This is a genomic window from Bacillus sp. NSP9.1, assembly GCF_000465465.2.
GTDB lineage: Bacteria > Bacillota > Bacilli > Bacillales > Bacillaceae > Bacillus > Bacillus sonorensis_A.
Genome location: NZ_CP048273.1, coordinates 1588858 through 1603780 on the forward strand (window position 1 = coordinate 1588858; position 14923 = coordinate 1603780).

Consider the following 14923-nt stretch of genomic DNA (forward strand, 5'->3'; position numbering starts at 1 on the left):
GGGGGAAGGTTTATGGATGAAAAACAATGGGAGCAGTTTTTAGCGCCGTACCGGCAGGCAGTTGAAGAGCTGAAAGTGAAGCTTAAAGGGATGAGAGGCCTTTATGAATATGAGGAAGAACATTCACCGATTGAGTTTGTGACCGGACGGGTAAAGCCTGTTCCGAGCATTTTGGAAAAAGCCAAGCGGAAAAACATTCCGTTACATAATATTGAGAGCATGCAGGATATCGCCGGGCTCAGAATCATGTGCCAGTTTTTTGAGGATATTCACATCGTCGTGGAGATGCTCCTGGCGAGAAAAGACTTTACGGTTGTGGATAAGCGCGATTATATCGCGGAACATAAAGAGAGCGGCTACCGCTCCTACCACTTGGTGGTGCTGTATCCTTTGCAGACGACAAACGGAGAAAAACAGATTCTCGTTGAAATCCAAATCCGCACGCTGGCGATGAATTTTTGGGCGACGATTGAACACTCTTTAAACTATAAGTACAGCGGCAACATTCCGGAAAAAGTGAAACTGAGGCTTCAGAGAGCTTCTGAAGCGGCTTCAAGGCTTGACAGAGAAATGTCTGAGATCAGGGGCGAAATTCAGGAAGCCCAGGCGGCTTTCTCGCGGAAGAAAAAGGACGAGGATGACCGTTAGGGGAAAGGAGATCGACTGATGAAATTTGCAGTATCATCGAAAGGAAATCCGGTTTCAGATTCATTAAAAAGCAAAATTCAGACATATCTGCTTGACTTCGGCCTTGAGTGCGATGAAGAAGAGCCGGATATCGTCATTTCCGTCGGCGGCGACGGAACGCTTTTGTACGCGTTTCACAAATACAGCGGACGCCTCGATAAAACGGCGTTTGTCGGAGTCCATACAGGACATCTCGGCTTTTATGCGGACTGGGTTCCCGATGAAATTGAAAAGCTGGTGATCGCGATTGCCAAAACGCCGTTTCAAATCGTCGAGTATCCGATTTTGGAAGTGATCGTCCGCTACAATGACGGCAGTGATGAAGCCCGGTATTTGGCACTTAATGAATGTACGATCAAAAGCATTGAAGGAACGCTGGTCACAGATGTCGAGATTAAGGGTGAGCTTTTTGAAACGTTCCGCGGCGACGGACTCTGCCTTTCAACTCCGTCTGGAAGCACGGCGTATAACAAGGCGCTCGGCGGGGCGATTATTCACCCGTCCATCAGAGCCATACAGCTTGCCGAAATGGCGTCTATCAACAACCGCGTCTTTCGGACGGTCGGTTCGCCGCTCATTTTGCCTGAACACCACACATGTTTGATCAAACCGATCAATGATGTCACATTTCAGGTGGCAATCGATCATTTAACATTGCTTCATAAAGACGTGAAGTCGATTCAATGCCGCGTCGCGAAAGAAAATGTCAGATTCGCCCGGTTCCGGCCGTTTCCGTTTTGGAAGAGGGTGCAGGATTCCTTCATCGGCAAGGGTGAGTAGGGAAGGGTTGCTGTGAACGATTTTTCAATGAACCAAAGGATAACAGAAAAAGAGCATGGCATGCTTCTGAAAGAATATGTGCAAAGCCTGGGCATTTCAAAGCGGATGCTAACGGACATCAAATTCGGGGGCGGCGACCTGCTGGTAAACGGAGAGCATGTGACAGTCAGGCATGTTCTGCAAAAAGGGGACGAGCTGCTCATCCAATTTCCGCCGGAAAGCGTGAGCGAATCATTGCTGCCCGAGAAAATACCGCTCGATATTTTATTTGAAGATGATCATGTTCTCGTCTTGAATAAACAGCCCTGTCTCTCGTCCATTCCGTCGCGGGAGCACCCGGGCGGAAGCCTTGCCAACGGGCTCATTCATTATTATCAAAAGACCGGGTGCCAGGCGACCGTGCACCTGGTCAACAGGCTTGACCGCGATACATCGGGGGTGATGCTTGTCGCCAAGCACCGGTTTGCCCATTCGCTTTTATCAGGAATGCAAAAACAGGGTCTTGTCAAAAGGAGGTACCGCGCAGTCGTCCATGGACTGCTCCGCGATGATTGCGGCACGATCGACGCCCCGATCGGCCGAAAAGCGTCAAGCATTATTGAGCGCGCTGTGCTCCCTGACGGACAAAAAGCGGTGACCCGCTTTCGGGTGAACAGCCGCCTCGGCCGGATCACGGACGTTTCGCTCAAGCTGGAAACCGGACGAACCCATCAAATCCGCGTCCACATGAGCCATATCGGACACCCGCTATGCGGGGATACACTTTATGGCGGAAGCCGGGAGTTGATCAACAGACAGGCGCTCCATAGCGAAGCGCTGACGTTTATCCACCCGCTGACAACTGAAGAGCTGACATTTCAGGCACCGGTTCCGAACGACATCGGACAGTTATTGGAGAGCTAAAACAGCTCTCTTTTTTATGGATTCATGCGAAATCGCGATTCGTCATACGGCATTGAGGACGTTACGGATACCGTCTTTAACTCAGGAAACCTGAAGGCGGTAAGCATGTTGCCGAAGACACACCCCGTATCAATATTGATCGTATGATGAAGCGTCCTCGGGCTTTTGACTGGTGTATGGCCGTACACAACCCACGGTTTTCCCCGGTAATGAGCCGCCCAGTCCCGTCTGACAGGCCTTCCGTCAGGCATCGTTTCCCCCGTAATATCTCCGTAGAGCACAAATTGCTTGACCTTTCCAACTGGTTTTTTTCCAATGTCTTCGGCTTTGATGCCCGCATGGGCGACGACAAGTTCGCCGTTATGAAGGATCTCATAGAGCGGAGCGCGTTCATAAAGGCGCATGAATTGCTCTTTGACCTGTTTTTGTTTATTTTGGGGCAGCTGTTTGTATTCGGCAGCCGTTGTTTCAAGTCCGTGCATCAGCTTTACCGGATTACCTTTGAACAAGCGGTAAAGCTTGTTGCAGTGATTGCCCGGCACATACCGAACGGCTCCTTCTTCAAAGGCCCGGGCCACAAATTCGACCACTTCAAGCGATTTGGGCCCTCTGTCCGTCAAATCTCCAAGAAAGACGATCGTTCTGTTATCCGGGTGGACGGGCAGGCCTGCTTGAAAGGAGTAGCCGAGCTTTTCAATCAGTGCGATCATCTCGTCGTAGCATCCGTGAATATCACCGATCACATCATATTTCATCTGTTTTTCACTTCCTGTTTTTAGTCTTACCCCGAGCTGAAAGCGGTTCATTTTCTATGCTTATCATGGCCCGAAGCCGTTCGTTCATGAGCAGTGTTTATTGGAAATCATCCTTTTTTTGGGCGGCGAAAATTTTTAATGGAGAAAATCAGGCAAATCACTTTTTTTTCTGGGCGAGCCTTGTTAAAATCGGTTCTTACACATGTGATCAAAGTGAAGCCTGGTCATCTTTTCTCACATAACATTTCAAAAATATGGATCTTTTTTGCCTTGAAAAAGGGCAAGATAAACATACCCGGAAACCGGTTTTTAGGAGGTACCAGTTTATGGAGCACACTTCTGTTTCATCATTAGTTGTTGTACTCATATTTGCATTTTTAACGCCCATCCTGCTGCACCGCTTTAGGCTCAGTATACCTGTTGTTGTTGCGGAAATCATTATGGGGCTTATTATCGGCAAGAGCGGCTTCAACCTTGTTGCAGAACATGATGCATGGTTGGAAACACTGTCGATGCTCGGATTTATTTTTCTCATGTTTTTAAGCGGTCTTGAAATTGATTTTTCCGCTTTTGAAAAAGGAAAGAAAAAATTGCTTCTCCCAAACGGAAAAGCAGCTCCCAATACATTTACGACGGCTGCCTTTATCTTTGTCGGAATATTTATTTTGTCGCTCGGCTTGTCATACAGCTTTGTACTGGCCGGATTTATTGATAACGCCTTTTTAATGACGCTGATCATTTCAACGATTTCTCTCGGCGTCGTCGTCCCGACTTTGAAGGAAGAGCGTCTCATGAAGACGAATATCGGCCAGATTATTTTGCTTGTGGCGGTGATTGCCGATCTTGCGACGATGATTTTGTTGGCGGTATTTGCATCGATCTATGGTGAAGAAAACAGCAACATGTGGCTGTTGATTATATTGTTTGGCGCAGGCGTCGTCCTCTACCTTTTCGGAAGGGTCTTTCAAAAGCGCTCTTTCGTAGAAGTGATGTCAAAAGGGACGATTCAAATCGGCACAAGGGCGATTTTTACTTTGATTATCGTACTGGTCGCCCTTTCGGAATCGCTCGGCGCGGAAAATATTCTCGGCGCATTTTTAGCTGGGGTGCTCGTGTCGCTGCTTTCACCGAACAAAGAGCTCGTCCAGCAGCTTGATTCATTCGGCTATGGCTTTTTAATCCCGATCTTTTTTGTGATGACCGGTGTCAAGCTTGATATTTGGTCGCTTTTTGGAAACCCGAAAATTTTAGTGATGATTCCGCTGCTCTTTGTAGCATTACTCATCAGCAAGGTGATTCCCGCATTGGTTTTGAAAAAATGGTATGACACGAAAACCGTGCTGGCTTCAGGTTTTCTTTTGACATCGACACTGTCTCTTGTCATTGCAGCGACGACGATCGGCGAACGCATCGGCGTGATCGATGCGCAAATGTCCGGCGCGCTGATTTTGGTGGCTGTGATCACATGCATCATTACACCGACCGGCTTTAAAAAGCTGATGCCGAAAGCGGAAAACGAAATAGAGAAAAAGACGATCACTTTTATCGGCGCCAATCAAATGACGCTTCCGGTCACACTTGAACTGTCTCCTGAAGAATATAACGTCAGGATTCTCCATGTTCATCAGGAAAAGAAAGAAGAGAAGCTGGCCGATTCCGTCTTTGATGTGGAAGTGCTGCCTGATTATGAATATGACACATTAAAATCGTTTGCCGTTTTTGAAACAGACATTCTTGTCGTGGCGACGGGAAATGAAGAGCGAAACACGGGAATTGCGCTTTACGCGAAGGAGCAAAAGGTGGAAAGAATTATCGCCAGCGCAGATTCGCCGCAGGCGGAAAGCGAATTGAAAGAAAAAGGGATCGACACATTCTCGATTCTCTTGTCAACGAAAACATTGCTCCGTGCCCTTATTGAAGCGCCGGGGGTTATGAAGCTCCTGACCAATCAGGATGCATCTTTATATCAGATCAATATGAACAATGACCGGTTTGACGGCGTACTGTTAAGGGAGTTTCCTTTTACAGGAGATGTCATTTTTGTGCGGATCTTCCGGGGCGTCGACAGCCTTGTGCCCCACGGGGATACAAGACTGAAGATGGGCGACAGGCTGATCGCCACCGGTTCGCGCGAATATATCGCAGAATTGAAAAAAACGCTTGAAGACTGATGCTTGACCATTTTCTATTTCGTGATAAGATTAAAGTATAACTGAATGAAAAAGAAATGTTTTCCACTAGGGGAGTCCTTGATAAGGGCTGAGATAAAAGTGTGACTTTTAGACCCTCATAACCTGAACAGGTTCAAACCTGCGTAGGGAAGTGGCAAGGTATTTGACGATGTCTATATGCAAATTCCAAACCACTTTTCCTGCGGGGAAAGTGGTTTTTTCATTTTTCAGGAATGAAGGAGGAGCCTTGAAATGAAATTTTCAGAAGAATGCCGAAAAAGCGCTGCCGAATGGTGGGAAGGCAGCTTTGTCCACCCGTTTATCAAAGGAATCGGAGACGGCACACTTCCGGTTGATCGATTTAAATACTATGTCATGCAGGATTCCTACTATTTGACCCACTTTGCCAAAGTCCAATCCTTTGGAGCGGCATATGCTCAAGATTTGTATACGACAAGCCGGATGGCTGACCACGCGAAAGGCACATATGAAGCCGAGATGTCGCTCCATAGAAAATTTACTGACCTTTTGGGGATTACAGAAGAAGAAATCAACGCGTTTCAGCCGTCGCCTACGGCATATGCCTATACGAGCCACATGTACCGTTCCGTCATGAGCGGTAATTTTGCGGAAATTCTCGCCGCATTGCTTCCGTGCTATTGGCTTTACTACGAGGTCGGCGAAACGCTGAAAACGTGCAAACCTGACAATGCCGTGTATCAGGAATGGATCGCGACATACGGAGGAGACTGGTTTAAAAAATCTGTAACGGAACAGATCAACCGCTTCGATGAACTGGCTGAAGACGCTGATGAGAAAACCCGCGAGAAGATGAAGGAGAACTTCGTCATCTCCAGCTTTTACGAATACCGGTTCTGGGATATGGCCTATCAAAAAGAAAGCTGGTCACAAAGCGGGGTGGATCAGGTTGCAGCTTCACGCGATCACCGATAACAGGCATTCTGTGGAGGAATTGGCGGCAAAAATTATTTCCATCAAGAATGCTGCTGACTTTATCCACATTCGCGAGAGATCAAAGCATACAGGCGACATATCTGATTTAATCAGCAGGCTGCTCATCGGCGGCGTGGATAAACAAAAGCTCGTCATCAATGACAGGGTGGATGTCGCGTTGTTCCACAATATCCATCGTGTTCAGCTGCCGTCGCACGGCTTTTCTGTCAAGTGTGTGAGAGATCGTTTTCCGCATCTGAAAATCGGCAAATCTGTTCACTCGGTTCAAGAGGCGGTTCAGGCTGAAAAAGAAGGGGCCGATTACGTGCTGTTCGGCCATATTTTTGCGACAGACAGCAAAAAAGGCCGGACAGGAAGAGGAACTGCGAGCCTCGCTGATGTGAAGGCGGCCGTTCGCATTCCGGTTATCGCAATCGGCGGGATCACCGCAAAAACGCTTCCTGACGTGCAGAAGGCTGATCCTGACGGGATCGCGGTCATGTCGGGGATCTTTTCGAGCGACAGCCCGCATGCGGCAGCCGCACGGCTTTCCTCGATCATGAAGGGAGATTCATATGAAAAAGCGCTATGACACAATCGTGGTCGGAGGAGGCATCATCGGCGCTTCGATTGCTTATCATCTTGCAAAAGCAGGGATCAAAACGGCTGTTTTTGAAAGCGGTCAAATCGGACAAAAAGCGACAGGTGCGGCGGCGGGCATGCTCGGCGCCCATGCCGAATGCGATAAACCCGGGACATTCTTTGAATTTGCCAGAGTGAGCCAACAGGCATACAAACGCCTCACCGCTGAATTAAAACAGACCAGCGGGATTGACATCAAAAGACATGATGGCGGAATTTTAAAGCTCGCCTTTTCTGAAAGCGATCGAGAGCGCCTTATGAAGATGGGAGAACTGGATTCTGCCGAATGGCTGAGCGCGGAAGAGGTGTATGAGAAAGAGCCTTATGCGGGAAAAGGAATACTCGGCGCCAATTTTATTCAAGACGATGTTCATGTCGAACCCGTTTCCGTTTGCCGGGCATTTGCCAAAGGAGCGAGAATGGCGGGCGCCGATATCTTTGAATTTGCCCCTGTCATATCGATCGAGCCCGGGTCTGGCGCGCACGTGGTCACGACGGCGGCGGGCAAGGCGGAAGCGGAGCATGTCGTGATCGCAAGCGGTGTGTGGAGCGGTGTTTTCTTCAAACAGCTCGGCTTAAATAAAAGATTTTACCCTGTCAAAGGTGAGTGTCTGTCCGTTTGGAATGACGGGATCCCTTTAACAAGGACACTGTATCATGACCACTGCTACATCGTCCCCCGCCATAGCGGGAAGCTTGTCATCGGCGCCACGATGAAACCGGGGGATTGGAGTGAACAGCCTGAGCTCGGCGGAATCGAAGCCGTCATCAAAAAGGCGAAAACGATGTTGCCCGAGATCGAAAACATGAAAATTGACCAATGCTGGGCCGGTCTCAGACCGGAAACCGAAGACGGTAATCCATACATTGGCAGGCATCCGGAAAACACACGGATTTTATTTGCGGCCGGGCATTTCAGAAACGGCATTCTTTTGGCGCCAGCAACAGGCGAGATGATCACCAATATGATACTGGACCGACCTGTTGATCAAACGTGGCAAGAAGCGTTTAAAGCGGACAGAAAGGAGGCTGTTGGCGGATGAACATTCAGCTCAATGGACGGCAGGTAGAGTGGAAGGATGACGGGGGGACGATTTACGATCTGCTCGCATCCTATCAGCTGGAAAACCGGGTTGTCGTCGTCGAAAGAAACAGAGAAATTATCGGAAAAGACCAATATCGCAAAGTCGAATTGGAAGAACACGATGTCATCGAAATCGTTCATTTTGTCGGAGGGGGATAAACATGTTAAAAATCGCGGATCGAGAATTTCAATCAAGGCTATTGCTCGGAACGGGAAAATACCCGTCGTTTGAGGTCCAAAAAGAGGCCGTGAGTGTATCAGAGTCTGAGATTTTAACCTTTGCAGTGAGGAGGATGAATATTTTTGAAGAGTCGCAGCCTAACTTTTTGGAACAGCTTGATTTAAGCCGCTATACGCTGCTTCCGAATACGGCCGGCGCGAAAACGGCCGAAGAAGCGGTGCGGATTGCCAAGCTTGCCAAAGCGAGCGGCCTTTGCGACATGATCAAAGTGGAAGTCATCGGCTGCGACCGTTCGCTTTTACCTGATCCTGTCGAAACGCTGAAAGCTTCCGAAACTTTACTGGAAGAAGGTTTTATCGTCCTGCCGTATACATCGGATGATGTCGTGCTGGCGAAAAAACTGGAGGAGCTTGGCGTTCATGCGATTATGCCGGGGGCCTCCCCGATCGGTTCAGGACAGGGGATCATCAATCCGCTCAACCTGTCGTTCATCATCGAACAGGCTCAAGTTCCAGTCATTGTCGATGCCGGAATCGGTTCTCCGAAAGATGCCGCATATGCGATGGAGCTCGGTGCTGACGGGGTGCTATTGAATACCGCTGTCAGCGGTGCAAAGGATCCTGTGAAAATGGCGCATGCGATGAAGCTTGCCGTTGAAGCGGGACGGCTCGGTTATCTTGCCGGAAGAATTCCGGAAAAAAACTACGGCATTGCCTCAAGTCCTGAAGAAGGGAAGTTGACGATTTGACCGGCAGATATTCGAGGCAGGAGCTGTTCCGACCGATCGGGCCGGACGGCCAGAAAAAACTGCAGGACGCCCATGTGCTTCTGATCGGGGCAGGGGCTTTGGGGGCGGCGAGTGCTGAGATGCTTGTAAGAGCCGGGATCGGCTCGCTGACGATTGCTGACAGGGATTATGTGGAATGGAGCAATCTTCAGCGTCAGCAGCTCTATACAGAAGAGGATGTCGCTCTCCATCTGCCCAAGGCGGCTGCTGCTGAAAAAAGGCTGCGTCTCGTCAACAGCTCCGTCCGCATCAAAGGAATCGTCACGGACGTAACCGCCGAGAAAGTAATCAGCCTCGCTGAAGGCGCTTCTTTGATCATTGATGCGACGGACAATTTTGAAACCCGGTTGATCGTAAACGATGCAGCCGTCAAATTGGGCGTTCCTTTTCTCTACGGGGCATGTGTGGCAAGCTATGGCATTACCTACACCGTTATCCCCGGCAGAACGCCTTGTCTTCATTGCCTTTTGGGGCATCTGCCGGACGGCTTCCTGACATGTGACACAGCAGGCGTCATCAGTCCGATCGTCCAGCAGGTAGCCGCCTTCCAGGTCATAGATGCTCTTAAGCTTTTGACAGGACATCAGGCGGGCGGGGTGCTCCGCTCATTTGATATATGGACAAACGAAAGATCCGAAATTCGGGCCGATGCCCTTAAAAATCAGGCGTGCCCGACTTGCGGGACCCGGGATTTCCCGTTTTTGTCCGCGGAAAACGAAACAAAAGCCGCCGTGCTCTGCGGCCGGGAAACGGTTCAAATCAGACCGGCGGGCGGCCGGGTGCCTGAATTAAAAGAACTGGCTGTGAAATTGAAACAAGCAGGTTTGGATGTGACAGGGAATCCTTATCTTGTATCCTGCAGGCTAAAAGAGTTTAAATTCGTCATTTTCCGTGACGGCCGCGCTTTTATTCACGGAACAAACGATGTCAACAAAGCGAAAACGATATACCACAGGTGGATTGGCTAAACACCGAAGGGAGCAGAGACATGATGAGCATATATAAAGCATTGACGATCGCCGGATCTGACTCAGGCGGAGGAGCGGGTATCCAAGCCGACCTCAAAACCTTTCAGGAGCTAAAAGTTTTCGGGATGACCGCTTTGACGGCGATTACCGCACAGAACACAACAGGGGTGCACGGTGTTTATCCGCTTTCTCCAGAAGCGCTGGCAAAGCAGATTGAAGCCGTCGCCGAAGATTTAAGACCGGATGCTGTGAAGACGGGAATGCTCTGGAGCGCGGAGATGATTGAAGTCATTGCTGAAAACATCACGAGATACGACTTGGGAAACGTCATCGTCGACCCCGTCATGATTGCCAAAGGAGGAGCTTCATTATTAAATGATGAAGCCGTGGAGACATTGAAGCGGCGCCTTCTGCCGCTGGCTTATGCGGCAACCCCGAACATTCCGGAAGCGGAAGTGCTGACCGGAAGAAGCATCAAAACGATGGATGATCGCAAAAAAGCGGCGGAGGAATTGCATAAAATGGGGGTCCGTTACCCGATTATTAAAGGCGGGCATCAGCCGGAAAACCAAAAAGTGACCGATCTCCTCTTTGACGGAGAAAGCTTCATTGAACATATCAATCCTTATATTGAGACGAAAAACACTCATGGAACAGGCTGCACGTTTGCCGCTGCTCTAACGGCGCAAACGGCGAAGGGGTGTGAGATACATGAAGCTTTTCAAGTCGCGGAAGAATTCGTTCACGAAGCGGTTGCAAACAGCCTGGATATCGGAGCCGGCCACGGGCCGACCAATCATTTTGCCTATCAAAAGAGGGGCGCGAGACTGTAGCTAACAAAGAAGAATCAGAAAACGGCAGCGTGTTTTTTACGGAACGCCTGCCGTTTTTTTCGGAAATTGTCAGACTGCTATCAATTGTGATACTATATATTATGATCAGGTACTAATAAAATGTTAATCATTAGGAGGATTTAATACATATGAATTTATCTCTTGAAGGTCGCAATATTGTCGTCATGGGAGTTGCCAATAAACGAAGCATCGCGTGGGGGATTGCCCGCTCGCTTCACAATGCCGGCGCCAGATTGATTTTTACGTATGCCGGAGATCGCCTTGAAAAATCGGTCAGGGAGCTGGCAGATTCCTTGGAGCGCAATGATTCGCTTGTTCTGCCATGCGATGTCACAAACGATCAGGAAATTGAAGAATGCTTTGCCAAAATCAAAGAGGAAGTTCAAGTCATTCACGGCATTGCCCACTGCATCGCGTTCGCCAACAAAGAAGAGCTGACAGGAGAATATTTGAATACGACCCGCGACGGTTTTCTCCTTGCACACAACATCAGTTCATATTCACTGACAGCGGTCGCCAAAGCGGCCCGCGGCATCATGACAGAAGGCGGAAGCATTGTCACGCTGACATACCTCGGCGGAGAGCGCGTCGTTTCAAACTACAATGTCATGGGTGTTGCGAAAGCTTCTCTTGATGCAAGCGTCAAATATTTGGCGAGCGATCTCGGAAAAGACGGAATCCGCGTCAACAGCATTTCCGCGGGTCCTATCCGGACATTGTCAGCCAAAGGAATCAGCGACTTCAACTCCATTTTAAAAGAGATTGAAGAGCGCGCACCGCTTCGCCGCACGACGACACCAGAAGAAGTCGGCGACACGGCCGCTTTCCTGTTCAGCGACCTTTCCCGCGGCATGACCGGCGAAAACCTGCATGTGGATTCCGGCTATCATATTATTGCCCGATAAAATAAGGGCTGAAAAAGCAATCCTAAACAGGATTGCTTTTTTCTTTTCTTCTGATTTCTCCGTTCCCGTCATATAGATATACCATGAACGCAAACGGAGGGATAAAGATGTCTAATAAGAAAAACGACGCGGAGCAAAAGCCGCTCATGTATATTGTGCAGCCGGATTATGGCACGGCGGACGCCAACATGCAGGATATTCTCATTAAACGAAAGAAAAAGGAAAAGCCGGTTCCTTCGGAGCAAAAGGCAAAGCGGAAAGAAGAGCGCGCAGAAGCTTCGCCTTCCAAGGAGAAAGAAGCGGAAGCCGTGCACAAAGAGGAGACGGACGGACCTGAAAAAGGGATGAAGCCGGTTAAGAAGCCGATCAGCAAAATGTCCATCAATGAAAAGATCGACTTTTTAACAAGCCTGCCGGGAAATATGCCGAAAACCCTTTGTCTGATAGAAGCAGACGGAAAAACATACAGAGGGACGATCGTTGACAAAAAAGACGGAGCGGTCTTCGTTCGGACATCGAGCAAAGGCGCTCCGGCGAAACTTGCGATCGAGAGCATCACGTCGCTGCACCCGCTCGGCTTTTAACAAAAAAAGTCCCGGTTCAGGGACTTTTTATTTTGAACGGTTGATCAGTTGCGGATTGAGACATTCGATAGCACAGAAGCATTCCAAATCGACTTCGATGCAGAAATTCGTTTTTTCAAGGCGGAACACATCGCATATTTTATCTTTATCATCTGTAAAATCGAGAATGCGGCGGTTTTCATCAAAGGCGATCAACAGTCTTAGTGTGGCGCAGCAGTCATCGATATTTTCCACTCTGAAGAAAACGGTGCTGAAACAAGGGCCTGCTTGAAGTTCACCCACATTTCCGAACGCTACAAAAGGCTTTGACTTTGATGTGTATAAAATGAATGGAATGGTGTCGCCTAAATTGCGTGTCGGTGACAGCAGGTTGCTGAAGCAGCTGGTCGGGCAGCCTTCCTCTTCAATGGCGTTTTGCAGGTCGTGGATGTTTTCGACGGCTTCACAAACACAATTGTCGCCTGAAAATTTCGTCATGTTATCATCCCTCCTAAATCAGGATTTTAATTTCGTTTCGAAACGGCCGGGTTTTTATTGGCAAAAGGAGCTGCCGAGAGCCGGCAGCCGTTGTAAAGAGTGTACCAAGCCGTCCTTATGGGCGAATCGGCTTGATACAGTCCAACATCTTTAACCGTTATGATGATGATTTTTGTCTGCTGTGCGATCGACTAGATCAGGTGACAGACATTGAATCGCACAGAAACATGTCAGGTCAACCTCGATGCAAAAGTCCGTTTTTTCAAGCCCGAAAAAGTCAGGGTCACAAGGGTGGCAAACGCTGAGTGTGTCGCCGTTTATGTCCACAGGCCTCAGGATTGAAAGAGTTGCACAGCAATCTTTTAGATTTTCTGCCCGGAAGAAAATAGATTCGAAACACTGCATATCATCTGAAAATCCGCCGACATTTCCAAATGTTGAAAACAGTCCGCCTTTTTTGTCGTACAAAAGGAACGGAATCGTGTCTTTACCGGAAACAGTCGGACTCAGCAGGTTGCCAAAGCAGCTTGTCGAGCACGCTGATGTTTCCTCGACTGCATTCTGCTCTTCAATAATCTGCTCAACTGCTTCGCATACACAATTTTCATGCCGGCCATGGTTTTTTCCGCAGCTCATGGATTTCAGCTCCTTTGTATAGGATATTTGACTTTAGTCTTTAACAAGATATGTACCCGTGCCCTTGTTGGTGTGGGTGATCGTCTATAAAAATGAAGAAAAGCAGAGCTTGGTGGCTCTGCTTTTTGTATTAGATGATGCCGACAATAAGCGTTGCGATGACAACTGTGAGCGTTTGGACCGCCGTGCTGACCAATACAGCGACATCTGTATCTTCTGTTGTGACTGTTACATCGCGGGAATTGTCGATGACCAATTTTTGTCGGTTTGCTTGTTTGTTTGCTGTTACCTGCAGCAGGTCTTGTGATACAAGCTCTGCAAGCTCAGCATCATCAATGATTGCAAGAACGACTGTGACGATCGCTGTCTGTACTGCTGTCATGACGGATGCGACAACTTGCGTTTCCTCGGTAGAGACTCTGATATCGCAAGAGTCTTTGATGATGATCGTTTCATCTGAAAGCTGTTTGTTAATGTTGAACTGATCGAGCTCCTGATTGATAAATGCCTCGTCTTTGCCGCATTTGCAGCTGTAGTCATCACAAAGCTGTTTCTTAGGGAATCTCGGATAATACTCTGATCCCGGATGCTCGCATTCAGGATCAAGCGCAACCCAAGAATATGGTCTGGTTTCCATTTGATTTCCTCCTTCCATTTACTATTATTAAATGTTCAAACTCTTGAACTTGTATATGGCAGATACCCTACTCCAAATCCCCATTTTTTTCTTCTTTTTCGGCTGTCGTCTCCTGTTGCCTTCTTTGTTTGAGCTTTTCTCTTAATTTATTTGAACGTCTTCTTCGTCTTGGTTTTTCTTCAGACTGTGAGGAAGCCTCAGCTTGGGATTTTTGCTTCTCTTTCTGTTTTTGGATGAGGGCTTCGGATTGTGCTTTCAAATCATCGAGAATGTTCAAAATGGTTTCCTTTTCCCCTTCTGACAGCTTCCGCACATTATCTTTTGAGACGCCGTGTTTTCTTAGAATATTTTGGACAAGCGTATTCGTTAGCGGGCTGACATCTGCTTTAAGTTTTTCGCGGTCTGACAATTGATTCTCACCTCAATTTCTAAAAAATATTAGAAAGAAAGAAGCTTTAAAGGATGTCAAGTTCTGTTAAAAGCGCGATCAGCACTTCAATTAAAACTTGGACTGTAAGAAGGATCTGCAGAGAGGAAAGTGTAATGGTTACATTTCGGCTGCCAATGACTTGAATGAAAAATTTCTTTCTATTTAGCAGTCTATTTACGGCTAAAACGTGTTCAGTGACGATGTCTGCCGTATCCTGATCTTCGATCGCTATCTGCGCCGACATGATCATCAATGTGATGACGATGGCCTGTAAAGAGAGTGCGGCTGTTACGTTTGCCGTGTTGATCGTGACATGTTCCGAATCAATCACTTCAATCAACTGGTCATATTCACTGGTTAGTTCGTTGAACGTTTTCTCATACAGTTCTTCGGCATTTTCATGAAACGACATAACCTTCACTCCTTTCTTATCCACACTTTATTAAATGCAGACCGGTATCTTAGCGGAATAAGGAAAACATACAATT

At 48.1% G+C, this 14923-nt stretch carries 19 protein-coding genes and 1 riboswitch; of the genes, 13 read left to right on the forward strand and 6 right to left on the reverse strand.

What is annotated here, in order from left to right; translation table 11 throughout:
- Positions 1-12: 12 nt before the first annotated feature.
- The 3 genes from M654_RS08140 to M654_RS08150 are packed head-to-tail and all read left to right on the forward strand — an operon-like array spanning position 13 to position 2370.
- Positions 13-648, forward strand: a complete 636-nt coding sequence (locus M654_RS08140; RefSeq protein WP_026586424.1) for a GTP diphosphokinase — start codon at positions 13-15, stop codon at positions 646-648.
- Between the two features lie 18 nt (positions 649-666).
- Complete coding sequence (locus tag M654_RS08145; protein WP_026586425.1) at positions 667-1467, forward strand: NAD kinase; 801 nt, start codon at positions 667-669, stop codon at positions 1465-1467.
- A gap of 27 nt (positions 1468-1494) precedes the next feature.
- Complete coding sequence (locus M654_RS08150) at positions 1495-2370, forward strand: RluA family pseudouridine synthase (RefSeq protein WP_035428274.1); 876 nt, start codon at positions 1495-1497, stop codon at positions 2368-2370.
- A 14-nt stretch (positions 2371-2384) separates the two neighbouring features.
- On the opposite strand, the gene prpE is transcribed toward M654_RS08150, so the two are convergent.
- Entirely contained in the window at positions 2385-3125 is a 741-nt protein-coding gene (prpE, locus tag M654_RS08155; protein ID WP_026586427.1) for a bis(5'-nucleosyl)-tetraphosphatase PrpE, read from the reverse strand.
- 326 nt (positions 3126-3451) lie between these two features.
- Between prpE and M654_RS08160 the strand changes: the two genes are divergently transcribed.
- From M654_RS08160 to M654_RS08205, 10 genes are all read left to right on the forward strand, one after another.
- The gene (locus M654_RS08160; RefSeq protein WP_026586429.1) at positions 3452-5296 is read left to right on the forward strand and encodes a monovalent cation:proton antiporter family protein; all 1845 of its coding nucleotides are present in this window, start codon (positions 3452-3454) and stop codon (positions 5294-5296) included.
- 58 nt (positions 5297-5354) lie between these two features.
- Positions 5355-5463, forward strand: a riboswitch (TPP riboswitch).
- 85 nt (positions 5464-5548) lie between these two features.
- Positions 5549-6250 (forward strand): thiaminase II, encoded by a 702-nt coding sequence (tenA, locus tag M654_RS08165; RefSeq protein WP_026586430.1) that lies wholly within the window; start codon positions 5549-5551, stop codon positions 6248-6250.
- Positions 6225-6842, forward strand: a complete 618-nt coding sequence (gene tenI, locus M654_RS08170) for a thiazole tautomerase TenI (RefSeq protein ID WP_026586431.1) — start codon at positions 6225-6227, stop codon at positions 6840-6842. Before tenA ends, tenI begins: the two co-directional genes overlap by 26 nt.
- Positions 6826-7935 (forward strand): glycine oxidase ThiO, encoded by a 1110-nt coding sequence (gene thiO / locus M654_RS08175; protein ID WP_026586432.1) that lies wholly within the window; start codon positions 6826-6828, stop codon positions 7933-7935. Before tenI ends, thiO begins: the two co-directional genes overlap by 17 nt.
- Entirely contained in the window at positions 7932-8135 is a 204-nt protein-coding gene (gene thiS / locus M654_RS08180; RefSeq protein WP_026586433.1) for a sulfur carrier protein ThiS, read from the forward strand. The genes thiO and thiS overlap by 4 nt, the downstream gene beginning before the upstream one ends.
- A 2-nt stretch (positions 8136-8137) precedes the next feature.
- Positions 8138-8905: a thiazole synthase gene (locus tag M654_RS08185; protein ID WP_026586434.1), complete on the forward strand. Its 768-nt coding sequence runs from the start codon at positions 8138-8140 to the stop codon at positions 8903-8905.
- A complete protein-coding gene (locus M654_RS08190; protein WP_026586435.1) occupies positions 8902-9912 on the forward strand; it encodes a ThiF family adenylyltransferase in 1011 nt (336 codons plus the stop codon). The genes M654_RS08185 and M654_RS08190 overlap by 4 nt, the downstream gene beginning before the upstream one ends.
- Before the next feature lie 23 nt (positions 9913-9935).
- Positions 9936-10745 (forward strand): bifunctional hydroxymethylpyrimidine kinase/phosphomethylpyrimidine kinase, encoded by an 810-nt coding sequence (gene thiD, locus M654_RS08195; protein ID WP_026586436.1) that lies wholly within the window; start codon positions 9936-9938, stop codon positions 10743-10745.
- A gap of 149 nt (positions 10746-10894) precedes the next feature.
- Positions 10895-11671: an enoyl-ACP reductase FabI gene (gene fabI / locus M654_RS08200; protein WP_026586437.1), complete on the forward strand. Its 777-nt coding sequence runs from the start codon at positions 10895-10897 to the stop codon at positions 11669-11671.
- A gap of 107 nt (positions 11672-11778) precedes the next feature.
- The gene (locus M654_RS08205) at positions 11779-12255 is read left to right on the forward strand and encodes a CotO family spore coat protein (RefSeq protein ID WP_026586438.1); all 477 of its coding nucleotides are present in this window, start codon (positions 11779-11781) and stop codon (positions 12253-12255) included.
- A 27-nt stretch (positions 12256-12282) separates the two neighbouring features.
- Here the strand turns inward: M654_RS08205 and M654_RS08210 are convergent, their stop codons facing one another.
- The 5 genes from M654_RS08210 to M654_RS08230 form a co-directional block, all read right to left on the reverse strand.
- Positions 12283-12732, reverse strand: a complete 450-nt coding sequence (locus M654_RS08210; protein ID WP_026586439.1) for a CotY/CotZ family spore coat protein — start codon at positions 12730-12732, stop codon at positions 12283-12285.
- Positions 12733-12882: 150 nt separating this feature from the next.
- On the reverse strand, positions 12883-13368 hold the full coding sequence (locus M654_RS08215; RefSeq protein ID WP_026586440.1) for a CotY/CotZ family spore coat protein: 486 nt from the start codon (positions 13366-13368) through the stop codon (positions 12883-12885).
- A gap of 130 nt (positions 13369-13498) precedes the next feature.
- Entirely contained in the window at positions 13499-14005 is a 507-nt protein-coding gene (locus M654_RS08220) for a spore coat protein (protein WP_026586441.1), read from the reverse strand.
- Positions 14006-14072: 67 nt separating this feature from the next.
- Positions 14073-14414 (reverse strand): hypothetical protein, encoded by a 342-nt coding sequence (locus tag M654_RS08225; RefSeq protein ID WP_026586442.1) that lies wholly within the window; start codon positions 14412-14414, stop codon positions 14073-14075.
- A 46-nt stretch (positions 14415-14460) separates the two neighbouring features.
- Entirely contained in the window at positions 14461-14847 is a 387-nt protein-coding gene (locus M654_RS08230; RefSeq protein ID WP_026586443.1) for a spore coat protein, read from the reverse strand.
- Between the last annotated feature and the right edge of the window lie 76 nt (positions 14848-14923).